The sequence below is a fragment of the Candidatus Pelagibacter sp. Uisw_101 genome, from assembly GCF_047727615.1.
GTDB lineage: Bacteria > Pseudomonadota > Alphaproteobacteria > Pelagibacterales > Pelagibacteraceae > Pelagibacter.
On the sequence record NZ_CP159821.1, the window covers coordinates 796,454 to 808,755 of the forward strand.

The 12,302-nt window shown below is 28.8% G+C and carries 15 protein-coding genes, 1 tRNA gene and 1 pseudogene; 10 read left to right on the forward strand and 7 right to left on the reverse strand.

Annotation, left to right across the window (positions count from 1 at the left end; all coding sequences use genetic code 11):
* Positions 1 to 105: 105 nt before the first annotated feature.
* Positions 106 to 792, reverse strand: coding sequence for a nucleotidyltransferase family protein (locus ABXT48_RS04200; RefSeq protein ID WP_415302568.1), 687 nt, complete (start codon positions 790 to 792; stop codon positions 106 to 108).
* Entirely contained in the window at positions 782 to 1,735 is a 954-nt protein-coding gene (locus ABXT48_RS04205) for a polysaccharide biosynthesis protein (RefSeq protein WP_415302570.1), read from the reverse strand. Before ABXT48_RS04205 ends, ABXT48_RS04200 begins: the two co-directional genes overlap by 11 nt.
* Positions 1,736 to 1,778: 43 nt before the next feature.
* Here ABXT48_RS04205 and ABXT48_RS04210 point away from each other — a divergent pair, with 43 nt between their 5' ends.
* Positions 1,779 to 2,702 carry a hypothetical protein gene (locus ABXT48_RS04210; RefSeq protein WP_415302572.1) on the forward strand — a complete coding sequence of 308 codons (924 nt, stop codon included), beginning with the start codon at positions 1,779 to 1,781 and terminating at the stop codon, positions 2,700 to 2,702.
* Positions 2,703 to 2,731: 29 nt separating this feature from the next.
* On the opposite strand, the pseudogene ABXT48_RS04215 reads toward ABXT48_RS04210, so the two are convergent.
* The 5 genes and pseudogenes from ABXT48_RS04215 to ABXT48_RS04235 form a co-directional block, all read right to left on the reverse strand.
* Positions 2,732 to 2,906 (reverse strand): annotated as a pseudogene (locus ABXT48_RS04215) (carbamoyltransferase C-terminal domain-containing protein); the annotation flags it as partial.
* Between the two features lie 40 nt (positions 2,907 to 2,946).
* Entirely contained in the window at positions 2,947 to 3,726 is a 780-nt protein-coding gene (locus ABXT48_RS04220; RefSeq protein ID WP_415302573.1) for an NAD kinase, read from the reverse strand.
* A 4-nt stretch (positions 3,727 to 3,730) separates the two neighbouring features.
* Positions 3,731 to 3,815, reverse strand: a tRNA-Leu gene (locus ABXT48_RS04225).
* A gap of 79 nt (positions 3,816 to 3,894) precedes the next feature.
* On the reverse strand, positions 3,895 to 4,296 hold the full coding sequence (locus ABXT48_RS04230; protein ID WP_415302575.1) for a gamma-glutamylcyclotransferase family protein: 402 nt from the start codon (positions 4,294 to 4,296) through the stop codon (positions 3,895 to 3,897).
* A gap of 4 nt (positions 4,297 to 4,300) precedes the next feature.
* Positions 4,301 to 5,050, reverse strand: coding sequence for a competence/damage-inducible protein A (locus tag ABXT48_RS04235; protein ID WP_415302576.1), 750 nt, complete (start codon positions 5,048 to 5,050; stop codon positions 4,301 to 4,303).
* A 21-nt stretch (positions 5,051 to 5,071) separates the two neighbouring features.
* On the opposite strand from ABXT48_RS04235, the gene sfsA reads away from it, so the two are divergent.
* From sfsA to grxD, 9 genes are read left to right on the forward strand one after another with little or no spacing between them, the layout of a single operon-like run.
* Complete coding sequence (gene sfsA / locus ABXT48_RS04240; protein ID WP_415302578.1) at positions 5,072 to 5,770, forward strand: DNA/RNA nuclease SfsA; 699 nt, start codon at positions 5,072 to 5,074, stop codon at positions 5,768 to 5,770.
* Positions 5,763 to 6,533: a type I methionyl aminopeptidase gene (gene map, locus ABXT48_RS04245; RefSeq protein WP_415302580.1), complete on the forward strand. Its 771-nt coding sequence runs from the start codon at positions 5,763 to 5,765 to the stop codon at positions 6,531 to 6,533. Before sfsA ends, map begins: the two co-directional genes overlap by 8 nt.
* Positions 6,534 to 6,536: 3 nt before the next feature.
* Positions 6,537 to 7,829, forward strand: a complete 1,293-nt coding sequence (purB, locus tag ABXT48_RS04250) for an adenylosuccinate lyase (RefSeq protein WP_415302582.1) — start codon at positions 6,537 to 6,539, stop codon at positions 7,827 to 7,829.
* Positions 7,829 to 8,611, forward strand: a complete 783-nt coding sequence (gene purC, locus ABXT48_RS04255; RefSeq protein WP_415302584.1) for a phosphoribosylaminoimidazolesuccinocarboxamide synthase — start codon at positions 7,829 to 7,831, stop codon at positions 8,609 to 8,611. Before purB ends, purC begins: the two co-directional genes overlap by 1 nt.
* A gap of 1 nt (position 8,612) precedes the next feature.
* A complete protein-coding gene (gene purS, locus ABXT48_RS04260; protein ID WP_415302585.1) occupies positions 8,613 to 8,855 on the forward strand; it encodes a phosphoribosylformylglycinamidine synthase subunit PurS in 243 nt (80 codons plus the stop codon).
* Positions 8,856 to 8,861: 6 nt separating this feature from the next.
* Positions 8,862 to 9,545: a phosphoribosylformylglycinamidine synthase I gene (purQ, locus tag ABXT48_RS04265; protein WP_415302587.1), complete on the forward strand. Its 684-nt coding sequence runs from the start codon at positions 8,862 to 8,864 to the stop codon at positions 9,543 to 9,545.
* Entirely contained in the window at positions 9,545 to 11,737 is a 2,193-nt protein-coding gene (gene purL, locus ABXT48_RS04270; protein WP_415302588.1) for a phosphoribosylformylglycinamidine synthase subunit PurL, read from the forward strand. Before purQ ends, purL begins: the two co-directional genes overlap by 1 nt.
* A 1-nt stretch (position 11,738) precedes the next feature.
* Positions 11,739 to 11,969, forward strand: coding sequence for a BolA/IbaG family iron-sulfur metabolism protein (locus ABXT48_RS04275; protein ID WP_415302590.1), 231 nt, complete (start codon positions 11,739 to 11,741; stop codon positions 11,967 to 11,969).
* Entirely contained in the window at positions 11,969 to 12,301 is a 333-nt protein-coding gene (grxD, locus tag ABXT48_RS04280; RefSeq protein WP_415302592.1) for a Grx4 family monothiol glutaredoxin, read from the forward strand. Before ABXT48_RS04275 ends, grxD begins: the two co-directional genes overlap by 1 nt.
* Position 12,302: the final 1 nt, after the last annotated feature.

A 12,302-nucleotide genomic window follows, 5' to 3' on the forward strand; every position in this document is an offset into this window, starting at 1 on the left:
TCAATTACTTTAAATTTGAAATTTTTCAACCATTGCATAAAAATTTAATATTAATATTAATACTGGAAGTGTTTCAGTTTCTGTGGGTGATAAAAACTAAATGATTTAGATGTTTTTAGTATTCTTTTTTAAATTTTTATAATTTTCAATATTATCCACAGTATACCACTTTTTAGGCTCAATATCAGAAACATAGAGTTGTTTGATCTTCATTAATCTTTTCCAAAGTATATTAAAATCACTTGTTGGTTTAATTTTTTGGTTTATTTTTTTAGGATTTAAAACCTGTATTCCAGTGCAGTAAATACCTGTCGTTTTCTTTCTTGATAAACTGTTAACAACATTATTTTTACTTGATATATAATCTCCAGATAAGCCTACTACAGGCTTAGTTGGAATAATCATACAAAGAGGTTTTTTCTTTTTATAATAATCTTTTTCAATTTTTTTGAAATCAATATCTGTAACATTATCACAAGTTAAAACATAAATAGGTTTATCAAAATATTTAAAGATAGAGTTAAAAATCCACCATGCATTGCCCTTATTATCTGTATTAACAATAGAAGAAACTTTTTGTTCAATTAAATGTTTTGCAAGTATTGGACCTTTGTATCCGACAGATATGTGAATAAAATTTATATATTTTCTAAGTTTGTCTATTCCATTTGATATTAGTGAGCTTTGTTTATATTTAATCAATCCTTTTGGAATTTTTTGAGTTAAAGGCATTAATCTTGTGCCTCGACCCGCAGCCATAATGAAAGCGTGGTCTATTTTTTTAGAGATCATTATTATTTATCCCAAATCTAATTATTTTTTCTATTTCAGACTGAGATAATCTTTTTGCATTTTGAGAAGATACAATATTTTTAAGTGGTTTTTTTGACATTTGATTAAAATCGATAACAAAGTATTTTTTATTTTTTATATTTAAAGTTTGTGTATATTTTAATTCATCTTCACCTATTAAATATTCGTCTAGTCTGTCACCTTTTCTTCCTTTAATAACCTTATGCTTACCTCCAAATTTTTTTATCCAAACTTTTAAAATTTCAATCATTTTTGCTGATTTCATTTCTGCAGATAAAATTTTTCCATTTAATTCATTTTTTAACTTTAATGCTTGATCAACCAAACTTACTGCTTCATCAACTGAAAAGAAAAATCTTCTCATGTTAGGTCCAGTTGTAAGTATCATTTTATTTTTATTAAACATTTGTTTCCAAATAGGTAATACTGAACCAGTAGACCATGCAACATTACCATATCTAACACACACAAATTTTGTTTTTCCATATGGATTACTTGAACAAAAAAGTCTTTCCATAAGAGATTTGCTTAAGCCATAAATATTTTTTATTGGTGGTGATGCTTTATCTGTAGAAATACCTATTACAGTTGGAATTTTTTTATTCAAACAAGCTCTAGCAACATTTGTTGACCCTAATATATTTGTGTCAATACATTCAAATGGAAATTTTTCTGAAAGATCCACAAACTTTGTAGCTGCTGCGTGAATTACAATATCTGGTTTGGTGTAGTTTAAGCAATCATTTACTGAATTGATATTAGAAACATCCAAAGGAACCGCCTCACAATTTGTAAGATTTTTGACTAAAAAATTTTGCTTATTATTTCTTGCACCTAGAAAAACTTTATATTTTTTTTTGTAAAAAAGAGCTAAATTTCTTCCTAAATAACCAGTTCCGCCAGTAATTAAAATTCTTTTCATTATAAAATTATGATAAATATTTTTTTAAATTATTAATAAATTAATGTCTTTATCTATACATATACCTTTTTACAATCTAAATCCTCAAAAAAAAGAAGGCTATAGACAGCTTACTAGATTTGATTTTCTGAAAGAAAATATTGATAACTTAAAAAAACTATCAATTAAAACCAATATCTTTGTTCATACACACAATAATTTTTTAGAGGACAAAATAATAGATGCTGAAATTATAAATCATAAAATTAATGATAATGATTTGAATAAAGGTCATTTAACATGGTTATCAAGACCATTAATGGAAAAACAAAAAGAAGATTATAAATATTTTATGTATTTAGAACATGATATTAAATTTTCTGAGAATAATCTAAAGTATTTTCTTAAACATGAGGACGTTTTAAATAAAAAAAAATTTCATCTTGGTTTTTTAATATACGAAAAAAATCATAATGATAAAAAAAATTACTCCATCCACATTGGAAGTAAGCTTGAAAAATACATTAAGATAAATACACAAAAGTTTTTTTTAAATGATTATGATAATTATTGTTGTTTTTGGATTTATAATCAAAAAATTTTTAAAAAATTTATTAAAACAGATTGGTGGTCTTTCAAAAATAAATTAACTAATTTTAGACACAACTATGGAATTACGGAAAGATCAGCACTTGGTTATCATGCTATGAATATTAATTATTTTAAAGCAACACTGTTACCATCTGTAAATGAAAAACCAGACCCAAATTGTTTTATAGAACATATTACAAATAATTATTTTAACAAATTTTCAGAAATTGAAAAAAAAAACTATAATGATATAAGAGGTGTGTGTAAATTTAATATTGAAGATGTATTTATTGATAAGCAAAATCAGAAATATTTTAAAAATAATTTTGATCTAATTAATTTTAAGAAAATTTTTTTATGGAAATTTAGATTTTTAAAAAGAAAATTTAGAAAATGATTAAGTTCATAATTTAAATTTAATCTAGCTCATATTTTTTTTATAAAACAATTAAAAGCATCTGCCACTGTGCAAACAATTGGGTCACCTCTTATATTAAAAGAGGTATTAACAAGTATGGGATAGCCAGTTTTTGCATAAAATTTTTATTAAATCGTAAAAAATTAGTTCATGTTTGGCAGTTTGTACCCTTGCTGAGCAATCAGTAGGTCCGCAGTTCGAACTCTGTGCGGGGCACCATCACTTAATTATTTGAAGTTTCTTTACGAGTTTGTTCAATCTTTATTTTTTTATGAAGACTGTTATTTTTTTCATACAATAATTCAAAGCTAATTTTTTTATTAGCTTGAATTTTAATTGTCTTTGCATTTCTAACTTCAAAATTATCTGCAACAGCACTGATGGGTCTTTTATTTGTATCTAAATTTTTTATTAAAATCTTAGATTTATCACTAACAATTGTACCCTTCCATCTTCTAGGTCTAAAGGGACTAATAGGAGTAACTGCTAATTTTCTTGAATTTAAATTGAGAATTGGCCCATGTGCTGATAAATTATAAGCTGTACTACCTGCTGGTGTTGAAACTAACACTCCATCAGAGATAAGATTTTTAATAATATTTTTCTTATTAGCTGTAATAGAAATTGATGACGCCTGCTTGCTTTGTCTTAATATTGACACCTCATTAATAGCTATTGATTTTTTTATTTGATTATTTTTATTAGTAACAGTCATTTGTAGAGGATAAATTTTTATACTGTTGGAGATATTCAAATTTTTAATAAAGTTTTCATTAGAAAACTTATTCATCAAAAAACCATAATTTCCAGAATTAATTCCATAGAAAGGTTTTTTATATTTGTGTAATTTTTTTAAAGTTTGAAGCATAAAACCATCTCCACCTAAAACAATTATTATGTTGGATTTTATTAACGATGTAATTTTAATTTTTTTAATTAAGATTGATTTAATCTTTAATGAAGCCTTCGTTTTGTCAAAAATTAAATATACTTTGTCTCTCATCTAGTGGTGCCCTCGGCCAGACTCGAACTGGCACTCCAAAAAGGCACGGATTTTAAGTCCGTTGTGTCTACCAATTTCACCACGAGGGCATGTACTATTTTCATTTGTTTAACTGTTTTTATTTATAACTCAACTTCTTTTTGTTAACAAACTATATCAATATCTTAATTAAGCTTTTAATGCTTTTTTAAGAATATGATTATCTAAATTACAATCTTTATAACCTCTCTTTACAACATTCAAATAACGTTCTGTTGGATATGCAAATAAAGTTTTTTTAGTCATGGTATAGGTCATTATTTTCTTACCATAATAAGTAAAATAGTATTTTTTATATAGCGCTGGATAATCTTCATAAACATCTAATTTTTTTTCATCACTTTTAGATATTTCAAATAAAGCTCCTGGAACAATTGAGTTTTTTTTAGGCTCTATATCAGCAGCTCTATATTTGCTTCTAAAAGTTAATGTAAAATTACTTAAATTAATCTTCTTTAAGAATATGCTATCTTTACATCTCCTTTTCATTTGAAAATGATTTAAATTACTTCCATAAGCAAAATAAAGCATCAAATTATCTAACTACTATTTCTATTTTTTTTTGATTAACAAACTCTAATATTTCAAAACTACACTTATCAATTTTAAACTGGTCTTCTGATCGTATTACTATTGATACACCTAGTTTGCCTGCTTGAAAGAATGGGTAACTTCCAATTTCAACATCCCTATTATTGTCTTGAACATTAGTTAAAGATTTTGCAATTTCACTTTCAACAGTTTTTAGACTTATTGTATGACTTAATATTGGATCTCCTCCTACTATTTTGTTTTTTAATCCTCCTAACATCGATTTTAAAATTGAAGGAACTCCTGGCAAACAAAAAACATTTTCAACACTAAATCCTGGAGCACCACTTGTTGGATTTAATATTAAATTAGCATTAAGTGGCATCCATACCATTTTTTGTCTACCTTCGTTAAACTCTCCTACCTTGTAATAAGCTTCTAATATTTTAAAAGCTTCTTTGTGAATTTCATATTCAAGATTAAATGCTTTTGAAATAGATTGTGCAGTAATATCGTCATGTGTTGGGCCAATACCGCCTGTAGTAAATACATAGTTATTTACTTTTCTTAAATGATTAACAGTCTCGATAATTGTATCTTCGATATCCGGGATAACCCTTACCTCATTAACTTTTACTCCAATTGAATTCAGCCAGTGAGCAATAGTGCTGGTATTAGTGTCTTGTGTTCTTCCAGAAAGGATTTCATTGCCAATAATAAGTATTGCGGCATTAAATTTTGTATTTTGTGTCATTATTAAATATACAATTTAAATATGAAATTTACCAAAGCTTTAATAAAAGGCAAACTTATCAAACGTTACAAGAGATTTTTTATAGATGTTAAAGTTGGTAGGGAAGTTGTTACGGCACATTGCCCTAATACTGGCTCCATGAAGGGCTTATTGAATGAGGGAAATGAGGTTTATGTATCTAAAAATGACGATCCTAAAAGAAAGTTAAAATATACCCTTGAGATAATTAAAGTTAAAAAAAATTTAGTGGGTGTTAATACCCATTTTGCAAATAAAATTGCCTTCCATGGTTTATCAAATAATCTAGTTAAAGAAGTTGCAAACAATGACAGTATTAAGCCTGAGGTATTTTTTGATAAAGAAACACGGTTTGATTTTTTAGTTGAAAAAAATAAACAAAAAATATTTGTAGAAGTTAAAAATGTTACTTTATTTAGAGAAGAAAAAACTGCAGAATTCCCAGATTCCGTTACCACTAGAGGTTCAAAGCATTTAAAAACCCTTATAGAGGCAATTAAAAAAGGTTATAAATCATATCTATTATTCTTAGTCCAAATAGAGGGTGTTGATAATTTTAAAATAGCAAAAGACATTGATAAAGAATATTATGAAAATTATTTACTTGCAAAAAAAGCTGGAGTTATTTTTTTGGCATATCAATGTAAAATAAGTTCAAAAGAAATTAAAATAGATAACAAAATTAAAATTATTAATGCCTGATTATTTAGAAAAATTTGAAAAGATGAGGGTTGCTGGAAATCTAGCAGCGAGAACTCTGGATATGCTTACAGATAATATTAAGCCAGGTGTAACTACTGAATTTATAGATAAATTAGGCTATGAATTTATAAGAGACAACGGTGCTTTTTCAGCTCCTCTATTTTATAGAGGTTTTAAAAAATCATTATGCACATCTTTAAACCATGTTGTTTGTCATGGTATTCCTTCTGATAGAATTTTGGTTGAAGGTGATGCTTTAAATGTTGACGTGACAGCTATAATTGATGAGCATTATGGTGATACAAGTCGAATGTTTTGTATTGGTAAAACTCCTGTTAAAGTTAATAACTTAATTGATGCTACATACGAGTCGATGATGAGAGCAATAAGTTTACTAAAGCCAGGATTAAAATTAGGTGACATTGGATATGAAATACAATCTTTTGTTGAAAAAAAAGGCTACTCAGTTGTTAGAGATTTTTGTGGTCACGGAATAAGCACAACATTTCACGAACCACCAAATGTTTTACATTATGGAAGAAGAAACACGGGGATGGAGCTTAGGCCAGGTATGACTTTTACAATTGAGCCTATGATAAATACTGGTGAATGGGATGTAAAAATGCTAAAAGACGGTTGGACAGCAGTTACAAAAGACAAATCTTTATCAGCACAATTTGAGCATACGTTAGGTATTACTGAAAATGGTTATGAAATCTTTACAGAATCTGTTAAAGGTTATTCTAAGCCCCCTTACTTATAATTAATGATTGAAAGATATTCTAGAAAACAGCTTACTGACATATGGTCAGAAGAAAATAAATACCGTATTTGGCTCGATGTAGAGGTTGCAGCAGCCGAAGCCATGGAAAAATTAGGTCAAATACCCAAAGGCGTTGCATCTGTTGTTAGAAAAAAAACTAAAATAAATGTTAAAAGAATTCACCAAATCGAGAGCAAAGTTAAACATGATGTAATAGCATTTTTAACCTCTGTTACTGAAAAAGCAGGGATTAAAGCAAGATATCTTCACCAAGGTATGACGTCTTCTGATGTTCTAGATACCAGTTTAAATATTCAATTAGTTCAATCAGGTAAAATTCTACTTGGTGATATCGATCAAATTCTCAAAGTTTTAAAGAAACAAGCTAAAAAATACAAATACACCCCTTGTATGGGCAGAAGTCACGGAATTCATGCAGAGCCCATCACTTTTGGTTTAAAATTAGCTTCATTTTATGAAGAGTTTAAAAGAAATAGAAAAAGATTAGTTGATGCAATTGATGAAATTTCAACATGTGCAATTTCTGGTGCAGTTGGCACATTTGCAAATATTAATCCTAACGTTGAAAAACATGTAGCAAAAAAACTTGGTTTAAAAGTTGAGCCTATATCAACTCAAGTAATACCAAGAGATAGACATGCTTTTTATTTTTCTATTCTTGGAATCATCGCTGGATCAGTTGAAAGAGTTGCAATTGAGATTAGACATTTACAAAGAACAGAAGTTTATGAAGTGCAAGAATTTTTTTCAAAAGATCAAAAAGGCTCATCAGCAATGCCTCATAAAAAAAATCCAATATTAAGTGAAAATTTAACAGGACTTGCAAGAATGGTTCGAAGCGCAGTTATCCCTGCTCTAGAAAATATTGCTCTATGGCATGAAAGAGATATATCTCACTCAAGTGTTGAAAGAAATATTGGTCCTGATGCAAACATAACTTTAGATTTCGCTTTAGCTAGACTTAGTAATATTTTAGATAAAATGATTGTCTACCCAAAAAAGATGATTGAAAATTTAAATATAACTAAAGGCTTAATTTTTTCACAAGAAGTAATGTTGGAGCTAACAAAATCAGGATTAAGTAGAGAACAATCTTACAAAATGGTTCAAAACTATGCAAAAAAATGTTTTGCAGAAAACCTAAATTTATTCGATGTTATATCAAACGATGAATTAATAATGGCTAAAATTTCCTCAAAAAAGTTGAAGGCTATATTTAACTACTCATCACACTTTAAAAATGTAGATTTAATCTTTAGAAGAGTTTTTAAATAATGAAAAAAGGTAAAAAGTTATACGAAGGTAAGGCTAAAATAATTTATGCTACATCTGATAAAAATTTAGTCATCCAATATTTTAAAGATGACGCAACAGCTTTTAACAACTTAAAAAAATCAACGATTGAAGGTAAGGGTGTTTTAAACAATAGAATATCTGAGCATATTTTGTCAAATCTAACTCAAATTGGGATTAAAAATCATTTAGTCAAAAGATTAAACATGAGAGAGCAAATTATTAAATTGGTAGAGATTATTCCTATTGAGTTTATTGTTCGTAATGTTGCAACAGGTTCTATTACTAAAAGACTTGGTATTGAAGATGGAACAGTTTTAAAGCAACCTCTTTTGGAATATTGTTTAAAGGATGATAATTTAGGTGATCCACTTATTGCAGAAGAGCATATTTTGGCATTTGATTGGGCTACAAAATCTGAATTAGAAAAAGTTAAAAAAATGATCCTAAGAATTAATGACTTTATGGTTGGAATGTTCAGGGGTGTTGGAATTAAACTAATTGATTTCAAGCTTGAGTTTGGAAGACTTAAAGAAAATGGAAAAAATGAAGTTATTTTAGCTGATGAAATTAGTCCTGATACTTGTAGATTGTGGGACAGTATTACTGATAAAAAGCTAGATAAAGACAGATTTCGTAAGGACTTGGGTGATTTAATACCTGCTTACACTGAGGTTGCTAAAAGACTTGGCATTTTACATGAACAATCAAACTTAAGCTCTGTCAATGTTACAAAATTAAGATCAATTAAAAAAAGAAAATAATATGAAAATATCTGTAGTTATAACTCTGAAGAAAGATGTTTTAGATCCTCAAGGTAAAGTTATTCATCAAACCTTGGATGGTATGGGATTTGAAGGCATCAATGAAGTAAGACAAGGAAAATATTTTGAAATTAATACAAAAGAAAAAGATAAGAATAAAGCTGAATCAAAAGTTGAAGAGATGTGTAAAAAACTTTTGGCAAATTTAGTAATAGAAGATTTTAAAATTATTGGATCACAATAATAAATAATGCATTCATCCGTAATAACCTTTCCTGGATCTAATTGTGATAGAGATATGGAAGTTGCCTTAAAAAAATTTGGCTTTAAAAATAAGATGGTTTGGCATGATGATGTTGAACTTCCAAAAAGTGATCTTATCGTTTTACCAGGTGGTTTTTCTTATGGGGATTATCTTAGATGTGGAAGCATGGCCTCAAAATCAAAAATTATGAAATCTGTTCTAAACTTTGCTCAAGGTGGAGGTAAAGTTATGGGGATCTGTAATGGTTTTCAAATTCTAGTTGAATCAGGCTTGCTGCCAGGTGTACTGCTTAGAAATAAATACCTAGAATTTATTTGCAAAAATATTTTTGTTAAAGCTAACAATAAGGATAACTCTTATTTTAAAGATGACAAGAAAGACGTCTATGAGTTTCACATTGCTCACAATGAAGGAAATTATTTTTGCTCTAAAGATCAAATTAAAGAAATTAATGACAATAACCAAATAGCTTTATTTTACTCAGATGAAAATGGAAATGTTAATGAACAATCTAATCCTAACGGTTCATTACAAAATATAGCTGGTGTATTTAACAAACAAAAAAATGTTTTAGGAATGATGCCTCACCCTGAAAGAATGATAGACCCTGCTCTATCAGGTGAAGATGGTTCAATATTTTTTGAAAACTTAATTAATAATTTAAAATAATGATAGTCAACGAGCAACTTGCAATCGATCATGGTTTAAAAAAAGATGAATATAAAAAGATCTGTGATTTATTAAAAAGAGTTCCCAATATTACCGAACTAGGCATTTTCTCAGCAATGTGGAATGAGCATTGTTCTTATAAATCTTCAAGATTTCACCTTAAAAACTTACCCACTAAAGGAAAAAATGTAATCCAAGGACCAGGGGAGAATGCTGGTGTTGTTGATATTGGTGATGATGATGCAATTGTATTTAAAATCGAAAGTCATAATCACCCTTCATTTATTGAACCTTATCAAGGTGCAGCAACAGGTGTTGGTGGAATTATGAGAGATGTCTTTACAATGGGTGCAAGACCAATAGCTAATTTAAATTCAATTCATTTTGGCTCACCTCAACATAAAAAAACTAAAAATTTATTACGTGGCGTTGTTCACGGTATAGGTGGATATGGTAATTGTATGGGTGTTCCAACAATTGCTGGTCAAACTAGTTTTGACGAGTCTTATAACGGTAACATTTTAGTAAATGCAATGACGTTAGGTCATGTTAAAAAAGATAAAATTTTTTATTCAAAAGCTGCAGGATTAGGAAAACCTGTGATCTATGTTGGTTCAAAAACAGGGCGTGATGGAATTCATGGTGCAAGCATGGCATCAGCTTCATTTGATGATAAAATTGAAGAAAAAAAACCTACCGTTCAAGTTGGAGATCCTTTTACCGAAAAACTATTATTAGAGGCCTGTTTAGAATTAATGGCAGGAGACTCGATTATAGCAATTCAAGATATGGGAGCTGCAGGTTTGACCTCTTCAAGTATTGAAATGGCTTCAAAAGGAAATTTAGGAATTGAGATCAATTTAAATAAAGTTCCTTGTAGAGAAGCAAACATGACTCCATATGAAATTATGCTGTCAGAAAGTCAAGAGCGAATGCTTATTGTTTTAGAAAATGGCAAAGAAGAAATGGCTAAAAAAATATTTGATAAATGGAATTTAGACTTTGCAGTAATTGGTAAAACAACAAAAAGTAAAAAAATTGAACTTTATTTTAATGAAGAAAAAGTAGCAGACATTCCTGTAAATACTTTGGTTGAAAACTCACCTATGTATGACCGAAAATGGAAAAAAGCTAAATTACCTAAAAGAATTAAAATTGATAAAGAGCTATTTAAAACCTTTAAGGTAAAAAATGTTTTAAACAAAATATTATCCAATCCAAATGTGTGTAGTAAAGAGTGGATTTGGCAACAGTATGATCACACTGTTATGGGTGATACTATTCAAAAACCTGGAGGAGACGCTGGTGTTGTTAGGGTTCATGGTACTAATAAAGCAGTTGCAGCATCTGTAGATTCTTCTGCTGTATATTGTTGGGCTCACCCATTAAGTGGTGGAAAACAAATTGTTTGTGAAAGTTGGAGAAATTTAATTTCAGTTGGTGCAAAACCAATTGCTATTACTAACTGTTTAAATTTTGGTAGTCCTGAGAATGAAGAAAATATGGGTGAGTTTGTAGAGTGTGTTCAAGGCCTAGGTGAAGCGAGTAATTATTTAGAGTTTCCAGTAGTCTCAGGAAATGTTTCTTTCTACAATCAAACTAAAGATATTGGTATTAAACCTACTCCAGCAATTGGAGGTGTTGGTTTGATTAAAGATTACCAAAACATGATTACAATGGATTTAAAAGAAGCTGATAATATACTTTTAGTTATAGGTAAAACTGAGGGTCACCTTGATCAAAGTTTATTTGCAAGAGATATTTTAAATGAAAAAAATGGACCACCCCCTGAAATTAATCTTTTTAATGAAAAGAATAATGGTGAAACAATACTAAAACTTATTGATAAAAAATTTATAAAATCTGCCCATGATGTCTCTTTAGGAGGTATAATTACAGCTCTTTCTAAAATGTGTATCAAAGGTAAAAAAGGTGCAACTCTTAAAAAACCAAATTACTTAATTAATCAGTTCGAATACTTATTTAGTGAAGATCAAGGAAGATACATTATAGAAATTAGTAAAAGTGATCTAGAAAGTGCTACTAAAATACTTCAAGAAAACTCAGTACATTTTGATGAACTTGGATCAGTAAATGGCTATAATTTAATAATTGATGATAAGACAAAAGTATCAATTGACGATTTGATTAAATCGCATACAAATTGGCTAACTAACTACATGGAAAACTAAAATGGCAATGGATATAAAAGAAGTTGAAACACTTATTAAAGATGCTTTGCCAGATGCTATAATAGAAATTCAAGACTTAGCAGGAGATAGCAATCACTACTCAGCCACAATTACTTCAAGTAAATTTTCTGGAAAAAGCAAAATTGAACAACACAAGATGGTATACAATTCTTTAAAAGGAAAAATGGGCAACGAACTACACGCATTAGCAATTAAAACAAAGGAGCAATAATGGATGATAATACAAAAAATTTAATTCAAAGTCATATTGATACCAACGAAATATGTTTATTTATGAAAGGAACACCGGATGCTCCTCAGTGTGGATTTTCTATGGCTACATCAAATATGTTAAAAATTTTAGAAGTAAATTATAAAGGGATCAACGTTCTAGAATCTCAAGCTTTAAGAGAAGGTATAAAGGAATTTAGTGACTGGCCAACTATTCCACAAGTTTACATCAAAGGCGAATTTGTTGGTGGTTGTGACATCTTTAAAGAAATGTATGAAAACGGTGAACTCAAGAAAGTGCTTGAGGATAAAGGAATTAATTTTAAGAAATAAT

What these genes read in the sequence shown, in the direction of transcription:
- ABXT48_RS04200 (WP_415302568.1), bottom strand. Translation starts at nt 792, where the DNA reads ATGATCTCTAAAAAAATAGACCACGCTTTCATTATGGCTGCGGGTCGA.
- ABXT48_RS04205 (WP_415302570.1), bottom strand. Translation starts at nt 1,735, where the DNA reads ATGAAAAGAATTTTAATTACTGGCGGAACTGGTTATTTAGGAAGAAAT.
- ABXT48_RS04210 (WP_415302572.1), top strand. Translation starts at nt 1,779, where the DNA reads ATGTCTTTATCTATACATATACCTTTTTACAATCTAAATCCTCAAAAA.
- ABXT48_RS04220 (WP_415302573.1), bottom strand. Translation starts at nt 3,726, where the DNA reads ATGAGAGACAAAGTATATTTAATTTTTGACAAAACGAAGGCTTCATTA.
- ABXT48_RS04230 (WP_415302575.1), bottom strand. Translation starts at nt 4,296, where the DNA reads ATGCTTTATTTTGCTTATGGAAGTAATTTAAATCATTTTCAAATGAAA.
- ABXT48_RS04235 (WP_415302576.1), bottom strand. Translation starts at nt 5,050, where the DNA reads ATGACACAAAATACAAAATTTAATGCCGCAATACTTATTATTGGCAAT.
- sfsA (WP_415302578.1), top strand. Translation starts at nt 5,072, where the DNA reads ATGAAATTTACCAAAGCTTTAATAAAAGGCAAACTTATCAAACGTTAC.
- map (WP_415302580.1), top strand. Translation starts at nt 5,763, where the DNA reads ATGCCTGATTATTTAGAAAAATTTGAAAAGATGAGGGTTGCTGGAAAT.
- purB (WP_415302582.1), top strand. Translation starts at nt 6,537, where the DNA reads ATGATTGAAAGATATTCTAGAAAACAGCTTACTGACATATGGTCAGAA.
- purC (WP_415302584.1), top strand. Translation starts at nt 7,829, where the DNA reads ATGAAAAAAGGTAAAAAGTTATACGAAGGTAAGGCTAAAATAATTTAT.
- purS (WP_415302585.1), top strand. Translation starts at nt 8,613, where the DNA reads ATGAAAATATCTGTAGTTATAACTCTGAAGAAAGATGTTTTAGATCCT.
- purQ (WP_415302587.1), top strand. Translation starts at nt 8,862, where the DNA reads ATGCATTCATCCGTAATAACCTTTCCTGGATCTAATTGTGATAGAGAT.
- purL (WP_415302588.1), top strand. Translation starts at nt 9,545, where the DNA reads ATGATAGTCAACGAGCAACTTGCAATCGATCATGGTTTAAAAAAAGAT.
- ABXT48_RS04275 (WP_415302590.1), top strand. Translation starts at nt 11,739, where the DNA reads ATGGCAATGGATATAAAAGAAGTTGAAACACTTATTAAAGATGCTTTG.
- grxD (WP_415302592.1), top strand. Translation starts at nt 11,969, where the DNA reads ATGGATGATAATACAAAAAATTTAATTCAAAGTCATATTGATACCAAC.